The 21,682-nt window shown below is 68.2% G+C and carries 15 protein-coding genes and 2 tRNA genes; 5 read left to right on the top strand and 12 right to left on the bottom strand.

Annotated elements, in window-relative coordinates; all coding sequences use genetic code 11:
- Positions 1–324: 324 nt before the first annotated feature.
- Positions 325–397 (bottom strand) — tRNA-Lys (locus ACU6XJ_RS04625).
- Between the two features lie 348 nt (positions 398–745).
- Between ACU6XJ_RS04625 and ACU6XJ_RS04620 the strand changes: the two genes are divergently transcribed.
- On the top strand, positions 746–1,915 hold the full coding sequence (locus ACU6XJ_RS04620; RefSeq protein WP_476307098.1) for a L,D-transpeptidase: 1,170 nt from the start codon (positions 746–748) through the stop codon (positions 1,913–1,915).
- 211 nt (positions 1,916–2,126) lie between these two features.
- On the opposite strand, the gene ACU6XJ_RS04615 is transcribed toward ACU6XJ_RS04620, so the two are convergent.
- Together ACU6XJ_RS04615 and orn are read right to left on the bottom strand one after the other, a co-directional pair.
- A tRNA-His gene (locus ACU6XJ_RS04615) sits at positions 2,127–2,202 on the bottom strand.
- 72 nt (positions 2,203–2,274) lie between these two features.
- Entirely contained in the window at positions 2,275–2,925 is a 651-nt protein-coding gene (orn, locus tag ACU6XJ_RS04610; protein WP_476307097.1) for an oligoribonuclease, read from the bottom strand.
- 107 nt (positions 2,926–3,032) lie between these two features.
- Between orn and ACU6XJ_RS04605 the strand changes: the two genes are divergently transcribed.
- On the top strand, positions 3,033–4,574 hold the full coding sequence (locus ACU6XJ_RS04605) for a helicase HerA-like domain-containing protein (protein ID WP_476307096.1): 1,542 nt from the start codon (positions 3,033–3,035) through the stop codon (positions 4,572–4,574).
- A 521-nt stretch (positions 4,575–5,095) separates the two neighbouring features.
- Here ACU6XJ_RS04605 and ACU6XJ_RS04600 read toward each other — a convergent pair.
- The 9 genes from ACU6XJ_RS04600 to ACU6XJ_RS04560 form a co-directional block, all read right to left on the bottom strand.
- Complete coding sequence (locus ACU6XJ_RS04600) at positions 5,096–6,610, bottom strand: PH domain-containing protein (protein WP_476307095.1); 1,515 nt, start codon at positions 6,608–6,610, stop codon at positions 5,096–5,098.
- Positions 6,607–7,110, bottom strand: coding sequence for a PH domain-containing protein (locus ACU6XJ_RS04595; protein WP_476307094.1), 504 nt, complete (start codon positions 7,108–7,110; stop codon positions 6,607–6,609). Before ACU6XJ_RS04595 ends, ACU6XJ_RS04600 begins: the two co-directional genes overlap by 4 nt.
- A gap of 140 nt (positions 7,111–7,250) precedes the next feature.
- The gene (sph, locus tag ACU6XJ_RS04590) at positions 7,251–8,162 is read right to left on the bottom strand and encodes a sphingomyelin phosphodiesterase (RefSeq protein WP_476307093.1); all 912 of its coding nucleotides are present in this window, start codon (positions 8,160–8,162) and stop codon (positions 7,251–7,253) included.
- An 84-nt stretch (positions 8,163–8,246) separates the two neighbouring features.
- Positions 8,247–9,842, bottom strand: a complete 1,596-nt coding sequence (locus ACU6XJ_RS04585; protein ID WP_476307092.1) for an AMP-binding protein — start codon at positions 9,840–9,842, stop codon at positions 8,247–8,249.
- On the bottom strand, positions 9,839–11,815 hold the full coding sequence (locus tag ACU6XJ_RS04580; protein WP_476307091.1) for an SDR family oxidoreductase: 1,977 nt from the start codon (positions 11,813–11,815) through the stop codon (positions 9,839–9,841). Before ACU6XJ_RS04580 ends, ACU6XJ_RS04585 begins: the two co-directional genes overlap by 4 nt.
- Positions 11,816–12,045: 230 nt before the next feature.
- The gene (locus ACU6XJ_RS04575) at positions 12,046–12,243 is read right to left on the bottom strand and encodes a hypothetical protein (RefSeq protein ID WP_476307090.1); all 198 of its coding nucleotides are present in this window, start codon (positions 12,241–12,243) and stop codon (positions 12,046–12,048) included.
- 376 nt (positions 12,244–12,619) lie between these two features.
- Positions 12,620–14,284 (bottom strand): AMP-binding protein, encoded by a 1,665-nt coding sequence (locus ACU6XJ_RS04570; RefSeq protein ID WP_476307089.1) that lies wholly within the window; start codon positions 14,282–14,284, stop codon positions 12,620–12,622.
- Between the two features lie 225 nt (positions 14,285–14,509).
- The gene (locus ACU6XJ_RS04565; RefSeq protein ID WP_476307088.1) at positions 14,510–15,988 is read right to left on the bottom strand and encodes a S8 family serine peptidase; all 1,479 of its coding nucleotides are present in this window, start codon (positions 15,986–15,988) and stop codon (positions 14,510–14,512) included.
- A gap of 264 nt (positions 15,989–16,252) precedes the next feature.
- On the bottom strand, positions 16,253–17,470 hold the full coding sequence (locus ACU6XJ_RS04560; protein WP_476307087.1) for a S8 family peptidase: 1,218 nt from the start codon (positions 17,468–17,470) through the stop codon (positions 16,253–16,255).
- 903 nt (positions 17,471–18,373) lie between these two features.
- Here ACU6XJ_RS04560 and ACU6XJ_RS04555 point away from each other — a divergent pair.
- The 3 genes from ACU6XJ_RS04555 (at position 18,374) to ACU6XJ_RS04545 (ending at position 21,362) form a co-directional block, all read left to right on the top strand.
- Positions 18,374–19,384 carry a tetratricopeptide repeat protein gene (locus ACU6XJ_RS04555; protein ID WP_476307086.1) on the top strand — a complete coding sequence of 337 codons (1,011 nt, stop codon included), beginning with the start codon at positions 18,374–18,376 and terminating at the stop codon, positions 19,382–19,384.
- A 329-nt stretch (positions 19,385–19,713) separates the two neighbouring features.
- Positions 19,714–20,478 (top strand): S1 family peptidase, encoded by a 765-nt coding sequence (locus ACU6XJ_RS04550; protein WP_476307085.1) that lies wholly within the window; start codon positions 19,714–19,716, stop codon positions 20,476–20,478.
- A 185-nt stretch (positions 20,479–20,663) separates the two neighbouring features.
- Entirely contained in the window at positions 20,664–21,362 is a 699-nt protein-coding gene (locus ACU6XJ_RS04545; RefSeq protein ID WP_476307084.1) for a helix-turn-helix domain-containing protein, read from the top strand.
- Positions 21,363–21,682 lie beyond the last annotated feature (320 nt).

Genomic DNA, 21,682 nt, shown 5'->3' with positions numbered 1-21,682 from the left:
CGACGCGCAGGACCTCATCCTCCACGCCGCGAACCGGCTCGACCGCGACGGCGGTCCGAACGCTCGATCCCGGCCGCGCTGCTCTCAACCGCCGCCCCAGCAGGCGACCGCGCCCAGGCCCTTGAACTTCCCATGTTCGCCGCCAGCGCCGGTTCGCCGGGGCGCAGTGCGCGGGTCCGCTGTAGCGTCGTTTCCGCTGGCACCTGATCTTGCGAGCTGCGGGGCTCCTGCCCGCGAGCACACATCGAGCACCCACACGACCAATATGGACAGTCGCAAAGAAAAATCCCACCTGAACCCGCAGGTGGGATCGTTTCAGAAATGTGCGCCAACAGGGACTCGAACCCCGAACCCGCTGATTAAGAGTCAGCTGCTCTGCCAGTTGAGCTATTGGCGCCTGGCTGCCCAGCCGGGGAGTTTCCCTCTCCCGTGCGGGCTGGGAAACCGTAGCACAGGGATGTTGGCGGGTTGAAATCCGGGGGGTGTGCCTCCGTTCAGGTGATCTCGGCGTTCGGATCGCGTCGGGGGAGCAACCCGATACGGGACTGGTGGGTCTTACGTAGTGAGAGGGTTTGCCACGCCCGGCGTAACTATGGGACACCTGGACGAGCTATCGCTGGGGGCTAGTGCAAACTTAGAGTGGTAATCGGCGTCACATGAGCGGACGGACTTATCGCCCATGCAGGTGAAGGGGACACCTCCGAGTGGAGGGGCCGGTTGGACGGAGCGGCGCACGCTGGCGTGTGTGCTGCTTGCGCTGGCCGGGCTGGTTGGGGCGCTTGGCGTGTACGTGGGCAGCGTTTACGCACCGCGCTCCGCGCATGTCGACAACGCGGCCAACGTTGAGCCCGCCTCCTCGAACTCGGGTGCCTCGTTCGCGGTCACGCCTGCCAACGGCTCGGCCGGGGTCTCGCCTGTTTCGCCGGTCGTGGTGAACGTCGCGAACGTCAGGCTGACCGAGGTCACGCTCACCAATCCGGAGGGGCAGCCGGTCGCGGGGCAGCTCATGGCCGATGCCACGCGGTGGATCTCGACGGTTCCGCTGGGATACGGCAAGACGTACACGCTCACGGCCAAGGGGCTCGGGTCCGATGGCAAGGAGAGCCTGTCGCAGTCGACCTTCTCCACGGTCAAGCCCGCTTCGCAGGTCTTCGTGTCGATGAACCCGCTGGACGGGCAAACCGTCGGCGTCGGTCAGCCGCTGGCCTTCTATTTCGATCGCGCGGTGCCGAACAAGGAGGCCGCGGAGGCGGCGATCTCGGTGAACACCGAGCCCAGGGTTGCGGGCGCGTTCCACTGGTTCTCCAACAAAGAGGTGCACTGGCGGCCGCGGGAGTTCTGGAAGCCGGGCACCAAGGTCAACGTCGCCGTCAATGTCTACGGGCGCGACCTCGGCAACGGGATGTACGGCAAGGAGGACCGCAAGGCCACCATCACCATCGGTGACTCGGTGATCATGCGGGCGGACGGGCAGACCCACCAGATGACCGTGGAGATCAACGGGCAGATCGCCCGCACCATCCCGGTCTCGCTCGGGCGCCCCACCTTCGCCTCGAACACCGGGGTGCACGTGGTCACCGACAAGCACCGCAACAAGCTGATGGATTCCACCACCTATGGCCTGCCGCTCGATCAGGGTGGCTATCAGACCGAGGTGGAGTACGCCGTCCGTATCTCCAACGGCGGCGAGTTCCTGCACGCGGCGCCGTGGTCGGTGGGGGATCAGGGTCGCCGCAACGTCAGTCACGGCTGCGTGAACATGTCGACGGCGAACGCCGCGTGGGTTTTCGGGCTGGTCAAGAAGGGTGATGTGGTGGTCATCACCAACTCGGGAGGGCCGCCGCTGCGGGTCTGGGATGGCTTCGGCGACTGGCAGATCCCGTGGGAGGAATGGGTCAAGGGCAACCGCCAGTAAAGCGGCCTTACCCCTGATCGGCCGTCCGAGCGCGCCGGATCGATCTCCTTGATCGGTCGTGAAGTGCCCACGTTCAGGTCGGGTTGGCGACCAACAGGCAGCCTGACCTCTCCGCGACAGTGCACCCGTAAGGCGGACCGTTCGAACGGGACCAATGCTGAACAGCAGAACGCCCCCGCACCGGAGATGGTGCGGGGGCGTTCTGCGTCTCTGGGGTGAGTGACGGGGCTCGAACCCGCGACATCTGAGACCACAACCCAGTGCTCTACCAGCTGAGCTACACCCACCATGCGCCGCTGTCGCGGCGACCAGGGTAATGCTACCGAATCATCGGCCGCGGTCTGAAATCGGTTCCACCTTCAGCCCTTTTCGGCCACCTGACCAGCGATTTTGGCTGCTGTCGCGGCGGCGGAGGAGGCGAGCAACTCGGCAGCGGCGGCCTGGGCCTGCTCGGTGGTCGGGCCGGGCTGGGACACGAACGCGGTGCGGCGGTAGTAGGCCAGTTCCAGGATCGACTCCTGGATGTCGGCCAGCGCCCGGTGCGCCAGGCCCTTGGCGGGCTGCGCGTAGTAGATGCGCGGATACCAGCGCCTGCACAGCTCCTTGATGGAGGACACGTCGACCATGCGGTAGTGCAGGTGGGCGTCCAGTGCGGGCATGTCGCGGGCGATGAAACCGCGGTCGGTGGCGATCGAGTTGCCCGCCAGCGGCGCTGTCCTCGGCTCCGGAACGTACTGGCGGATGTAGTCCAGCACCTTCTGCTCCGCCTCGGCCAGGCTCACCGTCGACTGTCTGCACTGTTCGGTCAGACCGGACTTGGCGTGCATGTCCCGGACCACGTCGGGCATGTCCGCGAGCACCGCGTCGTCGGCGTGGATGACGATGTCGACGCCGTCACCCAACACGTTCAGCTCGGCATCGGTCACCAGGGCGGCGATCTCGATCAGGGCGTCTTTGCCGAGCTCGAGCCCGGTCATCTCGCAGTCGATCCACACCAGACGGTCGTTCACGCCGGCCAGCCTAACCTGATGGGCGCATTCATCCCGCTCAATACTCCGGTCGGCCGAACAACGTCACTAGGGTTAGCGCAACGGGGACCGACTTAGGGAGGACACCCATGGCGGAACAGGCTTCGGCGGCCCAGGAGATCGCCGCGGGTTATGCCACCGACGGCGGCGCGGTCGAACTCGGCACGGTACTGCTCGACGGGACCGTCGATCCACAGGCGGGTGTGCGGCTCCCGCTGGCGATGATCAACCGGCACGGGCTGGTCGCGGGTGCCACCGGCACCGGCAAGACCAAAACGCTCCAGCTCATCGCCGAGCAGCTGTCCAACCACGGTGTGCCGGTGCTGATGGCGGATATGAAGGGCGACCTCTCCGGGCTGTCCAGCCAGGGCGCTGCCAACGACAAGCTCACCCAGCGGGCCCAGGAGACCGGGGACGACTGGGCGCCCACGGCCTACCCGGTGCAGTTCCTCTCCCTGGGCACCGACGGCATCGGCGTCCCCGTCCGGGCCACGATCACCAGCTTCGGGCCGATCCTGCTGTCCAAGGTGCTCGGCTTCAACGAGACGCAGGAATCCACCCTCGGACTGATCTTCCACTGGGCCGACAGCAAGGGCCTTCCGCTGCTGGACACCAAGGATCTGCGTTCGGTGATCCAGCACCTGACCAGCGACGAGGGCAAGGCCGACCTCAAAGGCATCGGCGGGGTCTCGCCCGCCACCGCGGGCGTGATCCTGCGTGCGCTGGTCAACCTGGAGGGGCAGGGCGGTGACGCGTTCTTCGGCGAACCCGAGTTGGAGACCGCGGACCTGCTGTCGGCGGCCGACGGGAAGGGCGTGATCAGCCTGCTGGAGGTCGGCAACCTGCGGAACAAGCCCGCGTTGTTCTCCACCTTTTTGATGTGGCTGCTCGCGGAGTTGTTCCACGAGCTTCCGGAGGAAGGCGACCTGGACAAGCCGAAGCTGGTGTTCGTCTTCGACGAGGCACACCTGTTGTTCGCCGACGCGTCCAAGGCGTTCCTCGACCAGATCGAGCAGACGGTGAAGCTGATCCGCTCGAAGGGCGTCGGGGTGTTCTTCTGCACGCAGCTTCCGACCGATGTGCCGAACGCGGTGCTCTCGCAGCTTGGCGCCCGAGTGCAGCACGCGTTGCGCGCGTTCACGCCCGATGACCAGAAGGCGTTGTCGCAGACGGTGAAGACCTACCCGAAGACGGCGCACTACGACCTGGAGAACGCCCTGACCTCGCTGGGCATCGGCGAGGCCATCGTGACGGTGCTGTCGGAGAAGGGCGCGCCCACTCCCGTGGCGTGGACCCGGCTGCGGGCGCCGCGTTCGCTGATGGACACCATCGGCGACGAGGCCATCCGGCAGGCGGCGCGGGGCAGCGGGCTGCACGGCAAGTACGCGGAGAGCATCGACCGGGAATCGGCCTACGAGAAGCTGATGGCCAAGGTTGGCGCCGAGCCCTCGGCGCCCGCCGAGCAGCCGGCGGGGGAGCCCGCACCGCGTCGCGAGGAGAAGCCCGAACCGGGCTTCGTGGAGCAGGTGATGGGCAACTCCGCGGTGAAGTCTTTCTTCCGCTCGGCCGCCAGCGCCCTCGGCCGCGAAATCACCCGGGGAGTTTTCGGCACCGCCCGCCGCCGACGCTGATGTCCCCCTGGGGGCGCATGATGTTGTCCTGGGGGCGCATCATGACGCCCTGGGGCGACATCATGCGCCCCCAGGGCGGGATCGGTGTGAGATGCCCCCGAATCCCAATCTAGCGAGGGGTACCGACAAACTTCGGGTAGCGGTCCAGGATCATCGGTGCTCGGTGCTCGGTGCTCGGTGCTCGGTGCTCGGTGCTCGGTGCTCGGTGCTCGGTGCTCGGTGCTCGGTGCTCGGTGCCCGCGGAGGGCATGCGACGGCCAGGCCGGCCCTGCGCTGTGAAAGCGTCCCCAAACCGTCCCAGTTGACAACGTCCCCAAACCGTCCCTGTTGATCTCGAAGACCAGTTGGCTGGGCTGTTGACATGCGTGGCTGTACGCCACCACGGACTCGAACCCGAACCCGTTGATCAACAGTCAGCGGTTGCCCGTACCGCTGTACCTGCCGCTCGCCTGATTCGCTGGCGTTCGCCTGATCAGGACGAGTGGAGGTGCTGGGCTGGGGTGGGGAGATGCCAGCGCTGCCTACTTCGCTCGGCTGCTGTCCGCTTGGGCAGCAAGGGGCGCGGGGGCCGGGACCAGGAAGGGGCGGAGGAGGTCGGGGACGGCGGCGTCGGCGAGGGCTATGCCGTCGGGGGTTGCTACGTCGGTGATGTCGTAGTGGCCTTCGCCCGCGGCGGTGATGGCGGTGACGGTGATGAGGTTGGCGCGGCGCTGGAAAAGGGTTTGGGTGAGGCTCCAGCCGATGATGCCGGTGCGTTGGAGGGCCACCGTTTTGCGGAGTAGGGCGCCGTGGCGGCTGACCAGGTACGCCGGGGTCAGGGTGTGGCCCAGGTTGCGGTAGGCGGCGATGCTGTTCAGCACGCCCAGCGGGATGATGGCGGCGGTCACCATCCACGGCCAGTTGGGGAAGACGTCGTAGTAGGCGAGGGTGGCCAGCACGACGGTGACCAGCGGGGTGATCACGATGTCCTCGAACAGCATGCGGCGCAGCGCTGCGATCGGGTGTCTGCGCAGGGGGACCGTGGTGGGCGGGGGAGTGGCGTGGAGGACTTCGGCTGCGATGTCGTGCACGAAGGAGGCGGGGGCCGGTGGCATCAGCAGGGCGCTGCCCTCGCCGGTCTGGCCGGTGCTGACCGCGTTGGCCTTGGCGCCGCGGCCCAGGCGGAGCAGGTACGGCTCGTTGACCTCCACACCGCGCAGGCGGCGTTCCTCGATGGACACCGAGCGGGTGGTGAGCAGGCCGCGGGTGATCCGCAGCGTGCCGTCGGGCTGGCGGGACAGGGTGAAGCCCCAGTACTGCACCAGGTAGATCAGCAGCGAGCCGAGCACGTTGAGCACGACCACCGCGACGATGGCGGCGAGCACCGCGATGGCGATGGTGTCGGCTTGGCTCGCGCCCTCGGCGAAACCCAGCAGGCGTTTGACCACGTCCTCGACGCGCAGGCCGAGGTCGTCCAGGAACTGCCAGCTTGCGCCGAGCAGGGCACCGATCGCGGCCAGGCCCGCCAGCGTGAGCGGGGCGAAACGCAGCCAGGCCCACTGGAACGCGGCCAGCGGCGGGGCTTCGGGCTGCTCGGCGGCGTGCACGGCCTCCGGGGCGGCGCGTTCGAGCAGGACGCGGCGCAGCCGTTCGGCCTCGGCGTTGTCCACGGCGTCCAGCGCCAGGTCCGATTCGGTGGACTCGCCGGTGCCGACCTTCACCACGGACAGCCCGAACAGGCGGTGCGCCAACTCCGAGGTGAGGTCCACGGTGCGCACCCGGTCGCGCGGGATGGAGGTCTGCTTGCGGGACAGCCAGCCGGTGTGCAGTTCGATGTGGGTCGGTCCGACGCGGTACTTGGTGGTCAGCCAGCGCAGGATCGCGAAGCCGATCACCGCGCCCGCGCCCGCGGTGGCCCACAGCAGGCGCTGCCGGTCGAAACCACCGATCACCAGGAAGATCGCGATCGGGATGATGGCCTTGCCGAGCATGGTGATCGGACCGACCGCCAGCATGCGGACGTCGAGGCGGTGCCAGTCCTGAACGGGCGCGGTCATGTCGCGTCGCCGGGGGTGGCGTGGGTGACGGCGGTGAGCTGTTCGGCCAGCGTGGCGGCGTCCCCGGCGGCCAGGCCGTCGATGGACAGCGAGCCCGCGGCCGACGCGGTCGTCACCGTGACGCTGGACAGGCCGAGTAGCTGCTGGAGCGGGCCGCGGGCGGTGTCCACGGTCTGGATGCGCGAGATGGGCGCGACCCGCCATTGCCGTGACAGCCAGCCGGACAGCGTGTAGACGGCCTGGTCGGTGACCTCCCAGCGGTGCACCCGGTAGCGGATGCGGGGCATCGCGGCGGTGTGCAGCACGGCGACCACCAGCAGCACCCAGAACACCAGCCACAGCCAGCCGGGCACCGGCTCGTCGTTGGCCGCGAAGATGACCATCGCGACGACCGCCATGCCCAGCAGCACCAGCCAGCCGATCGCCGCGCTGAGCGTCCACAGCAGGATGCTCCTGCGGTCCACCTGGTTGCGCGGCGGACGCAACTGAAGATCGGTCATGTAAAGGCTCCCGTCCCGGTTCGCGTCCCCACCGTAAACGCCCATCACACCCGGTGCGGTTCCGGCAACACCTAAAGATCGGCTACTCGATACCAAAGGCGGTGCCGCCACCGTCGAAAGGCAGCGGCACCGCCACTGGTTCAGCCCGCGGAGCCGAACACCGGGTAGTGGTCGGAGTAGTCGGTGTAGGTGTACTGCTTGCCCCAGGAGCTGACGGTCCACTTCGGCGAGTGCACCAGGCGGGTCTCATTGGTCCAGCCCGTGGCCGCGCCCTGGATGGGCAGCACGTAGTCGAGCTGTTCGCGCGGGTCACCGGGGTAGCGGTCGGCGGTGATGGAGTTCGTGGCCGGGTCGAAGGAGAACTCGTGGCCGGTGAACTTCGGACCGCGGGCGCCCAGGGTGTCCAGCATCGTGCCGTATTCCGGGCTGGTGCGGACGACGTTCAGGTCGCCCGCGACGAACACCTTCTCGCCAGCGGGGAAGGCCTGCGCCTTGATGAACGCGGCGATCTCCGCAAGCTGGGTCCGGCGCACCGAGGCGGGGCTGTCGGAGCAGTCGCCGTTCTCCGACTGCAGGTGCGTGCCGATCACGTGCAGCACCCCGGACGGCGCGGCGACCCGCGCGTAGGCGAAGCCCTTGTTGGACAGCTGCTCGCCGCCGCAGCCCTTGGCGAACACGTGTTGGACGCGCTTGCTGATCGGGTGCCGGGACACGATCACCACGCCGCCGTCCTCCGGCACCGAGTCCGAGTATGAGCCCTCGGTGGCGTCCCAGCCGCTGCGGGTGCGCCCGACCACCGGCGTGCGGTGCGGGTACTCCGAGCTCAGGTTGCCGACCAGCCGGTCCGAAGCGGAGTTGTCCAGCGCCTCCTGGAACACCACCACGTCCTGGCCGGACACGACGCGCTGATCCCGGATCAGGTCGGCGCGGGTGTCCTGGCCCCAGTTCGGATAGATGTTCTTGGAGAACAGGAAGACGTTGAAGGTGGCGATCTTCGGACCGGCGGCGGCAGCAGCCTGCGGCGTGCCGATCGCCGTGGCGGCGATCAGCACGGACGCGAGGATGGTTCGCATTAGCATGGCGCGAATAGTCTGCGCCGAAGATGGAGATCAGCTCAAGCGCCGGTGGCCGGGGGGCTACGGGTTCTTGACCAGCTCCCGCTTCAGGATCTTTCCGGTCGGGTTGCGGGGCAGCGTGTCCAGGAAGGTGATGTCCCTGGGCACCGAGAACCGGGCCAGGTGCTCCTTGACGTAGGCCTTGATCAGCTCGACGTCCAGCTTCGCTCCGTCGTTGAGCACCACATAGGCCGCCAGCCGCTGGCCGAACTCCTTGTCGGGCACGCCCACCACCGCCACCTCGCGCACCTGCGGGAGCGTGGCCAGGAGGTCCTCGACCTCCTTGGGGTAGACGTTCTCACCGCCGGAGACGATCATCTCGTCGTCCCGGCCCGCGATGAACAGCAGGCCGTTGGCGTCGACGTAGCCGACATCGCCGGTGGACATGAGGCCGTCGCGGACCTCCTTGACCTTGCCGTTGGTGTAGCCCTCGAAGAGCATGTCGTTGCCGACGAAGATGCGGCCGGTCTTGCCCGCCTCCACCGGCCTGCCCTCCTCGTCGAGGATGGCCACCACGGTGCCGCGCGGCGGGCGGCCCGCCGTGCGCGGGTCGGTGCTCAGGTCGACCGGGTCGGCGATGGACGCCCAGGACACCTCGGTGGTGCCGTAAGTGTTGTAGAGGACCGGGCCGAACTCGCGCTGGAAGTCGGCGGCCATATCGCCCTGGATGGCCGAGCCGCTGGCGGCGACGATGCGCAGGGCCGAGGTGTCGTACTGCTTGCGCACCTCCGCGGGCAGCTCCAGGATGCGCTGGAGCATCACGGGAATCGCGTAGAACGTGGTACAGCGGTGCTCGGCCAGGGCCTTGAGCGTCGCCTCCGGGTCGAACCGGCGTTGCAGCACCACCGTCGCGCCGCAGGCGATGGCCAGCTGGAAGCCACCGAGACCCCAGGTGTGGAACAGCGGACCGGAGATCAGCCAGGGCTCGCCGAAGCGCAGCGGGATGCGCGAGCACATGACCGCCACCGGACCGAGGCCGCCGGGGTCGGGGCGCTTGGCGCCCTTGGGGGCACCGGTGGTGCCCGAGGTCATCACGATCAGCCTGCTGTGCCGCGGCCGCTTCGGCAGCGGGGTCGCGGCCGTGTTCGCGATCAGGTGCTCCAGGGTGGGCAGGCCGGTCGGCTCGTCCGCCCAGGCGATGATCCGCTCGACCTCGGCGGCGGTGATCAGCGGCAGGAACTCGGAGTCGACGACGAGCAGCGAGACCTCCTGCTCGGCGACCACGGTGGCCGCCTGCGCCGGGCTCATCCCGGTGTTGAGCAGCACCACGTCCGCGCCGATCTTGTTCAACGCGATGATGGACTCGACGATGCCGCGGTGGTTGCGGCACAGCACCGCGACCTTGGACTTCTGATCGATGCCGCGCTGGATGAACGCGGCGGCCAGCTTGGTGGTGCGCTCCTCGATCTCGGTGAAGGTCAGTGCGCCGAGATCGTCGATCAACGCCGCCCGCCGCGGGTTGCGGGCGCCGGAGAAGACGTAGCCGAGCGGCAGGGTCACGCCCCACTGCAGGTAGCCGCCGACAAGCTTCACCAGCTTGTGCGGCAGCATCGGCCGAACCACCCCGGCCTTGATGAGAGTGCCGAGTCCGAGGACTCGTTGGGCAACAGAGGTCACGACAGGGCTCCTCGAACGGCTTTGCTGAACGCGCCGGCCACCCGGGACGGGGTGATCCGCCGCAGCTTGGTCCTGGCTTCCGGAGCGGTCTCCGGTGCGATCTGGTAGATCGTGTTGAGCACGACGTCGAACGTCTTGGGCACGGTGAAGTCGACGATGTCGGCGAAGGTGCCGAAGGGCAGGCTGACCCGCCGGGGTCTGCGCACCAGCGCCTTGATCACCAGCTCCGCGGCCTGCTCCGGGGTGTGAGTGGGGAACGCGGAGTACAGGGAGGTCGGCGCGATCATCGGCGTCTCCACCAACGGCATCCGCACGCTGGTGAAGGTGATCCCGTCGCCGAGACCCTCCGCCCTGGCCACCGTGCTGAACTCGTCCAGCGCGGCCTTGGACGCCAGGTACGCGGCGAACCGCGGGGTGTGCGTCTGGGTGCCCTGGCTGGAGATGTTCACGATGTGGCCGAAGCCGCGCCGCTTGAAGTGCGGCAGCAGGCCGAGGATGAGTCGCACCGGCGCGAAGTAGTTGATGGCCATGGTGCGCTCGAAGTCGTGCATCCGGTCCACCGACAGCGTCAGCGAGCGGCGGATGGACCGGCCCGCGTTGTTCACCAGCATGTCGATGCCGTCGTGGTCGGACAGCAACTGCTTGATCAGCGCCTTGACCGCCTCGTCGTCGGTCAGGTCCGCCGGGTAGACATGCGCCTCGCCGCCCGCGCCGCGGATCTCCAACCGCACCTTCTCCAACTCGTCGCCCCGGCGCGCCACCAGCAGCGGGATCCCGCCGTGCTCGGCGACGGCCAGCGCGGTGGCCCGGCCGATCCCGGAGGACGCGCCCGTGATCACCACCCGCCGGTTGGCCAGCGGGGCCCGCCTGCCACGCGGGCGGCGAGCCCGCAGCGGGTCGAGGTGCTCGGCCCAGTAGCGGTAGATCACGCCCGCGTAGTCGGCGAACTCCGGTACCGAGATGCCGCTGCCCGCCAAGGCGTTGCGGGTGGTGGCCGAGCTGAACACGGTGGGCAGGCTGAAGTAGGGCAGCACCTGCGGAGGAATGCCCGCCGCCTTCAGCGCCGCCCCGGCCGCGCCCGCCACCCTGCTCGGCAGGCGACCGGCGAGGGAGTGCAGCGCGCCCTCGGCCTTGATCGGCAGCGGGATCAGACCCGGTGCGCCCGCTGCCTTGGCCAGCGCGTTGTGCACCTCGGTCAGCGGCTGCGGCCGGGGGGACACCAGGTGGTAGGTGGCGCCGACGTCGGCGGGCTGGTGGATCAGGTGTGCCATCGCGTCGACCACGTAGTCCACCGGGACGATGTTGGTGGCGCCGATGTCGGGGGTGGGCAGCCGCAGCGCCGCGGGTAGCCGCGACAGTGAGGCCAGCGCCGACATCACGTAGTAGGGGCCGTCGACCTTGTCGATCTCGCCGGTGCGGGAGTCGCCGACCACGGCGGCGGGCCGGTAGACCCGCCACGGCAGGAGATCCTGCTCGCGCACGATGCGCTCGGCGGCGAACTTGGTGGCGTGGTACGGGGAGGTGTGCCGCTGGCCGAGGTCGAAGTCGTACTCGGTGAAGCGGCCGCGGTGGTCACCGGCGACGGCGATGGAGGAGACGTGGTGCAGCCACTTGGCCTTGATCTTGCCCGCGACCTCGACGGCGTTGCGGGTGCCGTCCACGTTCGCCGCGCGGTTGGCCTCGTCGCTCGCGGTCAGGTCGTAGACCGCGCCGAGGTGCACGAAGTGGTCGACCTTGCCGTTCAATTCGTCCAGCCGGGCCGGGGGCAGCCCGAAGTCCGCCGCGGTCAGGTCGCCGATCACCGGAGTGACCCGCTGCGCCGCGGGCCATCCCTCGCGGACCTGCGACAACCGGTCTTGCGACGCCGCGCGCACCAGCACGAAGACGGTCTCGCACTCGGGCCGTGCGAGCAGCCGCGAGATCAGGTTCCGGCCAAGGAAACCCGTGCCGCCAGTCACGAAGTACGTCGTCACCGCTACCTCCCAGAGGAGCTCCGCCGTTCACAATCCTCGCATTACCTACTGGTAAGTAGGAAGAGTTCGAGGCTGTGTAGTTAACGCGGCAGTAGCTTCCCGAGGACGCTTTTGTGACCTGCTTCGCAAGCCCCGTGGCCTATCTGGCCGCCGAGTGAGCACTTGTGACTTGGGCCACAATCAGTGCGTTCGGTGACCGGAACGCCCCGGTTGAACGCACTCGGTGCTCGTCAGTCCTCGTCGACCGCGGAGGTGACGACCGCGTCGCGGAGGACGGCGCGCAGGCGCCCGACCTCCAGCGGCGCGAGCACGGCGGTCTCGCCCGGCGGGGCCACCATGACCACGTCTCCTTCACTCACGAACACCGTGAGATCCCGTCGGCGGCCGGCAACGTCTCGACAACTGACCAACCACTCTTTGCGGGCCACTTTCCCCGACCTCCCGACCGTGCTTGTGATGCGCTTGCACGTACCGGCGAGTTACCGGCTGGTACGCACTCCTGAGACGGAGGCACCTGTGGGCCGTGACGCCGGTTCACACGGATTGGCGATTAATGGCCGCAATGGGTTGCGGAACGCCCGAAATGGGCACTGATCGCCTTCCGCGCGAAATGCCTGGTCAACGCCCTGCGTCGACGAGGATGCCCGGGGTTTCACAGCGAGTCGAGTCCCGGCGAACCCGCCGGGCGGACGTCCTGTGCAGTGGGCTGTCCCGGCCTCCAGGGGTCGGCGAACCCCGGTTTAGTGCCCTAAACCCATCTCGTGACGGTGTTACAGCCGGGGTTTGGGCGCTAAACCCGAGAGGTCAGGCTCCGGGGCGGCCGCCGGGGAGGGCTCGGGTGCCGCGGCGGAGCAGGAGGAGTTCGCGGCGGAGGATCTTGCCGGTGGCGTTGCGGGGCAGCAGCGGCACCACGATCACCTCGCGGGGCACCTTGTGGCGGGCGAGGTTGGCCCTGATGAAGTCCTTGATCTCGTCGGCATGGAGGTAGGCGCCGGGGATCGGGGCGACGTAGGCGGCCAGGCGCTGGCCGAACTCCTCGTCGGGGACGCCGATCACCGCCGCCTCGCGCACCCGGTAGTGGGTCTCCAGCAGGTGCTCCACCTCGAACGGGAACACGTTCTCGCCGCCGGAGATAATCATGTCGTCCTCCCGGCCGTCGAGGAAGAGCCTGCCCTTCTCGTCGAAGTGGCCGAGGTCGCCGGTGCTGATCAGGTCGCCGATGGCGTCCTTCTGCCCGCCTCCGGTGTAGCCGTGGAACTTCAGGCTGCCGCCGACGAAGATCCGGCCGACCAGGCCGGGCTGGGTGATCCGCTGGTTGTACCGGTCGTACAGCCGCACCTGGCAGGTCCGCGGCGGGTTGCCGATCGTGCCCGGCGCCTCCCGAAGCTGCCGTGGCTGGGCCACGGTCGCCATGGCGACCTCGGTGGAGCCGTAGAAGTTGTAGAGCACGTCGCCGAAAGCGTCCATCGTCCGCTTGGACAGGTCCGGCGACAGCGCCGAGCCCGAGCTCACGATGACCTTGAGGCAACTGGTGTCGTAGCGCTTCAGCGTGGGCTCACCCAGTTCCAGGATGCGCTGCAACATGGTCGGCACGAGCACCAGCCCGGAACACTTGTTGGCCACGACGGAGGCCAGCGTCCGCTCGGCGTCGAACCGCCGCCGTACCACCAGCGTGGCGCCGCGGCCGAGGCCGATCACCATGAACGCGTATCCGATGCCGTGGAACAGCGGCGAGGCCAGCAGCGTGCAGTCGCCCCGCCTGAACGGGATTCTGGCCAGGAAGTCCGCCGCGGACAGCGCCGAGCGGATCTCGCGCACCGCGCCCTTGGGGGCACCGGTGGTGCCGCTGGTCAGCAGCAGCACCGTGCCCGGCTTGGCGGGCCTGGTGAGCTTCTCCTCGGGCTTCGTCCCGGCCAGATCGTCCAAAGTGGGCACATCGGCGAAAACCGGCGAGTCCACCCACGCCAGCAGGCGGGGGATGCGCGGAGCGGCCTCGTTGATCAGCGGGGTGAACTCCTGGTCGTGCACCAGCAGCGCGATCTTCTCCCGCTCCAGCACATCCGCCAGCTGCGGCCCGGCGAAACCCGTGTTGAGCAGCACGACCCGCACCCCGAGCTTGCCGCAGGCGATCATCGTCTCGATCGGACCGCGGTGGTCCCGGCAGAGCACCGCGACGATGTGATGCGATCGGAGACCGTGCCGCCGCATGGCGCAGGCGATCGAAGTTGAACGTTCGTCCAGCTGGTGGTAGGTGACCCGGCCGCGATCGTCGACAATTGCCGGTGCATCGGGTGTGATCCGCGCGGCCCGGGTGGTGGCGCCGACGATCGGCCCCCAGTCCCGGACCTCCACCAGTGCCCGGATGTCGCGATCAGGTCGCAGCGGACGGACCAATCCGGCCCTGAACAGCACCCAGATGCTGTACAGGATCGAAAAGCTTGTACGCAGGGTTCGCGCAATACCCGGCATGTCTGCTCCTTGATCCGCTCGCCAGCCTGCCCGTGCGTGACGATTCACCCCCGGATCGCCATGGAGGCCGCCGAATTTTGGCGCAGATGCGCGAATCAATCCATCGGTACCGCATTCATTGTGATGCAAACTGTCAGGAACTTTAGCGGGCTGACCACCGGTTTGCGCAGTTTCGTACCGGTTTTCAGCCCGCTAAAGTCTTGTTAATTCAGCCCATCGGCGGGGTCAGCAGGTGCCGATTTCCCGCCACACGGCCCACGATTCGGGCAGTCCGGGCTCGGCGCCCTGCGACCACCAAGTGGACTCGTACTCGCGGTTGTTGTGCGAGACCGCATCCCCAGGCGCGTAGGAGCGGCCCGAATCCCACGGCTCCCGAGTGCATCCCGGCGGGTTGGTCGTCGTGGTCGGCGAGGTGGTGGTCGGTCCGGTCGGCGAGGTCGTCGACGTGGGTGTCGTGGTGGGCGTGGTCGTCGGGCTGTCGTTGCTCACGAACAGCAGCCGGTTCGGCGAACCGCTGCCCGGGTTGGTCACCTTGTTCGGCACCGCCGCCCGGTACAGGGCATCGCCCACCTGAGCGGGCGTCGCGCCCGGGTTCTGCGACAGGTACAGCGCGGCCACGCCCGCGGCGTGCGGGGCGGCCATCGAGGTGCCCGACATGGTGGCGCTGCCCGAGTCGCTGGAGTGGCCCGCGGACACGATCTGCGCACCGGGCGCGAAGATGTCGGTGCAGGTGCCGTAGTTGGAGAAGCTGGCCCGCGCGTCGCTGCGCTCCGAGGCGTTCACCGTGATCGCCTCCGCCACCCGCCCGGCGGGCGAGAAGTTGCAGGCGTCGGTGTTGCTGTTGCCGGAGGCCAGCGCGTAGGTGATGCCCGCGCGGATGGAGTTGCGGACCGCGTTGTTCATGGTCGGGTCGTCGCCGTTGCCGCCGAGGCTCATGTTGGCGACCGCGGGCTTGACCGCGTTCTGGGTCACCCAGTCCACACCGCGGGCGATCTGCGATGAGCTTCCCGAGCCCTGGCAGTTGAGCACCCGGACGGCGACCAGCTTGACGCCCTTGGCGACGCCGTAGCTGTTGCCGCCGACGGTGCCCGCCACGTGCGTGCCGTGGCCCTGGCAGTCGTTGCCGTTCTGCCCGTCGCCGATCGCGTCGGTGCCGACCGAGGCGCGGCCGCCGAAGTCGGAGTGGGTGCGCCGGATGCCGGTGTCGAGGATGTAGGCGGTGACGTTCTCGGCCTTGGTGGGATAGGTGTAGCGCTGGTCCAGTGGCAGCGACTGCTGGTCGATGCGGTCCAGCCCCCAGGACGGCGGGTTGGTCTGGGTGTCGGCCAGGCGGACCACGCGGTCCTGCTGGACGTAGGCGACGGCCGGGTCCTGGGCGATCTTGAGCGCCTTGTCGCGGTTCATGGTGCCCGCGAAGCCCTGGAGCGCGGCGGTGTAGGTGTAGTTGTTGCGCACGTCGTACCGCTCGGACAGGCCACGGGCCTGGTCCTGGACGGCGGAGGCGCCGCGGGCGCCGTCCTTGAACACCACGATGTAGCTGTCGGCGATCAACTCGCCTGCGGGGGTGATGATCTCCTTCTGCGGCGCGGCGGCACCGGACTGACCCGCGAGCAGCAGGGTGCCCGCGACCGTGACCACCGCGGTGGCCACTCCCAGCGCGGCCGTGGCGGACCGGTTGGTCTTGCGTCTGTGCAGGGTAGGCATGGCTGTGCCCTTCGTTCTCTCGCTCCGCGGATCGCGCGGAGCGAAGCAGGGGTGAGAGGCGAGGCGGCCACACACATATTTGGTTTTGGTGGTCTGGACCATAATCCACAAACCGGCGGCGTGGAAGGGAAATGGACGTCCCGGCCCGCCATAGGACAAAGACGGAATGACCGGCCATCGCATCCGGTGCGGGGCAACGAAAAACCGTGGGTGTCCACGCGGGGGAGAACCCGCGTGGACACCCACGGCCGGACTGCGCGGTGCTTACTGCGTCACGATGTTCAGCAGCTTGTTGGGCGAGCTCGCACCCGGGTTGGTCACGACGCCGTTGGAGGCACCGTTGGTCAGCGCGGTGGCCACCTGTGCTGGCGTGGCACCGGTGTTGGCGGACAGGTAGACCGCGGCGGCACCCGCGACGTGCGGGGCGGCCATCGAGGTGCCCGACAGCGACTTCGTCGCGGTGTCGCTGGTGTTGGAGGCGGACATGATGCCGTCACCGGGGGCGAAGATGTCCGAGCAGCGGCCGTAGTTGGAGAAGCTGGCGCGGGCGTCGTTGCGGCTGGAGGCGTTCACGGTGATCGCCTCGGTGACGCGGGCGGGGGAGAAGTTGCAGGCGTCGGAGTTGCTGTTGCCGGAGGCCAGCGCGTAAGTGATGCCCGCGGTGATGGACCTGCGCACCGCGTCGTTCATGGCCGGGCTGTCACCGCTGCCGCCGAGGCTCATGTTGGCGACCGCGGGCTTCTTGGCGTTGGCGGTGACCCAGTCGATGCCGCGCGCGATGCCGGACGAGCTACCGGAGCCCTGGCAGTTCAGCACGCGGACGGCCACCAGGTTGACAGCCTTGGCGACACCGTGGGCGGTGCCACCGACGGTGCCCGCCACGTGGGTGCCGTGACCCTGGCAGTCGTTGCCGTTCTGCCCGTCGCCGATGGTGTCGGTGCCCACCGACGCGCGGGTGCCGAAGTCCTGGTGCGACTTGCGGATCCCGGTGTCGAGGATGTAGGCGGTGACACCCTCACCCTTGTTCGGGTAGACGTACTTGGAGTTCAGCGGCAGCGCCTTCTGGTCGACGCGGTCCAGGCCCCATGACGGCGGGTTGTTCTGCTCGTCCAGCAGTCGGACGACGGAGTCCTGCTCCACGTACTCGACGGCCGGGTCCTGGGCCAGCCGCTTGGCGGCCTTGGCGTCCATGGTGGCCACGAAGCCCTGGAGCGCCGCGGTGAAGGTGTAGTTGTTCTTCGCCTGGTAGCGGCTGCTCAGCCGGTTCGCGGTGTCATAGGTCGCGGTGCCGGACTTCGCGCCGCTGTCCTTGAACTTCACGATGTAGCTGTTGGGAATGAGTTCGCCACCGCTGGTGATGACGGCCTTCTCGGCCGCCGCCGACACCGGTGCGGCCAGCATCAGCGTGCCCGCCGTCGTGACGGTCGCGGCGGCAAGGCCGACCACGGCCCTGGTCATCTTGCGCGTGTGCAGGGATGACATCGCGTTTCCTTCTCTCATTCGGTCTCCAGCATCTGCGCAGGGAAGCGAGGGCCGGAAGACTGCAGGGACGGATGAGATGAAGCAGTTATTCAGTTGTGATTCGGGACCATAATCGAAAACCGGTGCCTCGCGAAAGAGCGATTTGGGGGAGCGCGACGAATGATCGATTGATCACCGGACTTAAGATCTTTAAGACTCCGAATACCGACCAAAGTTGTAGCGCTTGGTTCTTTCGGTGCGGTTTCCGCCGGATAACGCTTGCCGCACCAGGGGATTCGCCGACGTGGTGCCGGGGTGGGCCACCCGGTCGGCGGCAGGGCATGCGGTTCCGGTGCGCGGCATGGTCGTTGTCTCACTCGCCGAGGTGGCGTCCTCCCGCGACCGCAGGCAGGCGAGGACTCGCAGGGCCCCCGGCGCTCATACGGCCCCGCCGTTACCGATCCGAGTCTGGTCTGTGACTGTTCGGATCAGCGAGCGACCAGTGGGTCGCGCTCGGCGACACCGTGGCGGTCCCACCGCCCGACGCAAGCCCCCGCAGGATCGCCAGGTTGTTCGCTCGGCCATGGCGGTGGCACTGCGTTGGAGCGCCGCAGGTGGGTCAGCGGATATCGGGTGAGTGATTCGACCGTTTCGGACCGAATGCGTTTGGCGCGGGCGTCGGATAGCCGCCGGGATCACCGCCCTCGTGTGGCCGGGATTGTTCCCGGCAGGCGGCGGACGGTGTCGCCACCTTGGCCGATGACCCCGACGATCGCGGCAATTGCCGGGAATCCGCGGCGGCAGAACGGGAATCGCGGCGGGCGACCGCCGTGATCAGCGGACCGGCCGCGAAACAAGCGGTGATGCGGGTTGCCAAACCCGCCCCGATTTATCGCCGTTTGCACGACTTGCCAGACTGGCGCCGTGCTGGAATCGGTATTACAGCGGGCGACGGTGCTCAGTGCGGCGGGCCGCCATCAGGAAGCCGTCGCGCTGCTGCGGCCGGTGCTCACCGAGCAGCCGAACAACGCCAAGGCCTGGGCGGCGCTGGCCGCCGTGCAGTTGGACGCCGGTCAGGCCGAGTACGCGGTGAACTCCGCGGGCCGGGCGACCACTGTGGACTCCGGCCAGGAATGGGCCTGGCGGGTCGCGGCCACCGCGCTGGCCGAACTCGGGCGCCGCGACGAGGCGATCGCCGCCGGGCGGGAGGCGGTGCGCAGCGCGCCGATGGAGTGGCGCTGCCATGTCGCGCTGGCGGGCGCCGTCGCCGTTCCCTCCCCGGACGCCGAGCTTGCCGAGGGACTTGACGCGGCCCGGCGCGCCATCGCGCTGGCACCGAACGAGACCCGGCCCTATGAACTGCTCGGCGATCTGATGATCGTCCGACAGGACCTGGCCTCGGCCGAGCGGGCCTATCGGGAGGCGCAGCGCCTCGACCCGAACGACGAGCACCTGCGCCGGAAGCTCACGGCTCTCACGCGGCAGGGCGCCCCGGCCGCCCGCCGCGACCTGCCCGAACCCGGGCCGTATGCCATCGCGACCGGATGGCGGCTGCTGCACAAGGCGGCGATCACCCAGGCCGTCGCGGTGTTGATCGTGTTGCTCGGCGCGGGCACCCGGCCGGAGAGCGGCTACGCCTGGGTCGGGGTGCTCGCCCTGATCGCGGTGTTCGGACCGGCGGGCTGGACGCTCTACCGGCTCCCCACCCCCGACCGGGATGCCGTGCTGGCCACCCTGCTGCGGCGCCGACTGCCGCGGGCCGCGGGCGCGATGTTCTTCGTCGGCGTGCTGCTCATGCTCTGCTGGATGGTGCTGCTCGCGGCCCGACCAGGCAGTATGGCGCCGCTCTCACTCGCGTTGTTCTGGTCGGTATTGGCCGCTCTCGGCACCTACGCGGGCCGGTGGGGAAGCCTGCGGAAGACGCGTCACGACTGAAGCTGTCGTATTCCCGGCATTTCTTGCGCCAAACAGCGATCACGGCAGCAATTTTTCTGGCATGACTGTGTTAACTAACAGAGATTTCACACGCCGCGGGTTGGCGCGATTGTGACACCGGACCTGCGAATCGGCGCCGAAGTGTTGGGAACACGCGACGTGGGCCACCGTCTCGTATAGGCCCCGAGCTATACGAGAACGGCATGGGAAAACCGGTAACGGAATGGTCTGATCGTTGCCACAGCAGCAGACAGTCACCCTCGCCCTTGCTGGAAGCGGTCACCTTCTGCCGCTGGAAATCCCTGCACACCAACGGAAGGAGAAGCCCTATGCGGCTTCGGAAAGCCGTCCTCGGCCTGGCGGGTCTCGCCGTGGTCTCCCTCGCGACCATGGGCGTTGTGCCGTCGGCTGGGGCTGCCCAGTCCGGAAGCGACGACGTCACCCCTTATATCGTCGGCGGCAAACCCGCCAGCGAAACCTACTCGTTCATGGTGTCCCTGCAGAACGCGCAGGGCAGGCACTTCTGCGGCGGCTCGCTGATCAAGCCGGAGTGGGTCGTCACCGCGGCGCACTGTGTGGACTCGCCGCCCGCGCAGGTCCGTATCGGCACCAAGACCCACGCCTCCGGCGGCGAGGTGGTCAAGGTCGCGAGCGTGAAGGCGGGTGAGGGCGACTTCGCCCTGGTCAAACTGGCCTCGCCCGCGAAGGCCACGCCCATCGAGATCGCGGACGAGTCGCTGACCAAGGTCGGCACCGAGACCCGCATCATCGGCTGGGGGCAGACCTGTCCGACCCGCGGCTGCGGCAGCGCTCCCGCGGAGCTTCAGGAACTGGACACCAAGCTGGTCGACCCGGCGGGCTGCGGGGAGATCGAGTCGAGTGAGATCTGCGTGGGCAGCCCGAGCGGCGCGGGTGCCTGCTACGGGGACTCCGGCGGCCCCGCACTGGCCAAGGGGACCGCGGGCTGGGTGCTCACCGGCGCCACCAGCAGGGCGGGCAAGAACAACCCAACCTGCGCCGAGGAGCCCGCCATCTACGCCAGTGTGCCCGCCAACAAGGCCTTCATCGACGAGGTCACCGGCGGCAGTAGCTGATCTTGTCAGCGATCCGTGAGCGGCGGGCAGCCTATAGGGTTGCCCGCCTCTTGCTTGTCTGACCTGCGACAACGTTCCCGGCGGTGATCATGGTCGACGGCAACTGGCAGGTACCCGAAATGGTTACGGATTAACCACCGTAAAGGTGGTAACAGGCCGGTCTCAACTGATGTAAATTGCAAGACATGAGCACCATGCGCGAGTCGCAGGTGCCGGGCGCCGATGGGGGAAGCTCACTGGGGGCTTCGACGCCACAGATACCCGGCAGTGACGACTTTAATCTGCTACAGGGAGTCGCGAACACAGGAACCGTCCGCGGTGCCGCCAAGAGTGCCGGCCTCACCCAGTCCGTCGCCAGTAGGCGATTGGCGAGGTTGGAACGCTTTGTCGGATACCGGTTGGTTCAGCGGGATCGGCTCGGCCTTCGGCTGACCGAGCCCGGTCAGGCCCTGCTCAGCGCAGGCCTGAGATATCTGGAAGCTCTGGGGCACGCCCTTCGCAGGCTGGCCGCCGAGCCTCCGCTGGAAACATCGCAGGAACACAGCAACTTCGGACTCGTGCCGAGCGTGCCCGTGCAGGGGCGCCGTCGCTCGGCGGGCGTCGAGCCCGAGGATCTCCGGTTGCTCCGGGTTGTCGCCGAATGCGGCAGCCTGAACCGGGCCGCTCCCATCCTGCTGATCACCCAGCCTGCACTCACCAGGCGCATCCGGCGCCTGGAGAACCGGCTCGGCATGGTCCTGCTGCTGCGTGGGCACCGGGGTACGAAACTCACCCCGACCGCCAGGCGGCTGCTGGACGTTGCCAGCGCGGCCGAATCCGAATTCGCAGGCGCGTTGAATTCGATTCGACCGGCACAGCGGCAGCCGGAACTGGCCATGCGCTGACGGGACTGGTGCGGTGGGTGCCCTCCCTTTGACGCACCCACCGCGCCCTGTCGCGCATTGTCACGGTTTGCGTGTTCGATGTACTGACTGAAATCGTGCGCGGATCACGGCGTCATCACGACGCCTGCGCGCCAGCGGTGCGATCAGTCCACCCTGCCGTCGTTGCCCGAGACGACACTGGTGATCTTGGAAATGTCGAACATTGTCAAACCCCCCTGACATATCAGCGGATCAGACATGATCCGCTCCTCCCCCTTTCGGATCCGGCTCTCGCCGATTCCTCACTTATACAAACGCACGTCACCGCGCCCTGGTTGCAG

The sequence above is a fragment of the Actinorectispora metalli genome, assembly GCF_056323685.1.
This window is presented reverse-complemented; position numbering and strand designations above follow the sequence as displayed.

Excerpts from the sequence above, each read along its gene's own strand:
- ACU6XJ_RS04545 (WP_476307084.1), top strand. The coding sequence starts at position 20,664 with ATGAGCACCATGCGCGAGTCGCAGGTGCCGGGCGCCGATGGGGGAAGC.
- ACU6XJ_RS04550 (WP_476307085.1), top strand. The coding sequence starts at position 19,714 with ATGCGGCTTCGGAAAGCCGTCCTCGGCCTGGCGGGTCTCGCCGTGGTC.
- ACU6XJ_RS04605 (WP_476307096.1), top strand. The coding sequence starts at position 3,033 with ATGGCGGAACAGGCTTCGGCGGCCCAGGAGATCGCCGCGGGTTATGCC.
- ACU6XJ_RS04595 (WP_476307094.1), bottom strand. The coding sequence starts at position 7,110 with ATGACCGATCTTCAGTTGCGTCCGCCGCGCAACCAGGTGGACCGCAGG.
- ACU6XJ_RS04600 (WP_476307095.1), bottom strand. The coding sequence starts at position 6,610 with ATGACCGCGCCCGTTCAGGACTGGCACCGCCTCGACGTCCGCATGCTG.
- ACU6XJ_RS04570 (WP_476307089.1), bottom strand. The coding sequence starts at position 14,284 with ATGCCGGGTATTGCGCGAACCCTGCGTACAAGCTTTTCGATCCTGTAC.
- ACU6XJ_RS04565 (WP_476307088.1), bottom strand. The coding sequence starts at position 15,988 with ATGCCTACCCTGCACAGACGCAAGACCAACCGGTCCGCCACGGCCGCG.
- ACU6XJ_RS04560 (WP_476307087.1), bottom strand. The coding sequence starts at position 17,470 with ATGTCATCCCTGCACACGCGCAAGATGACCAGGGCCGTGGTCGGCCTT.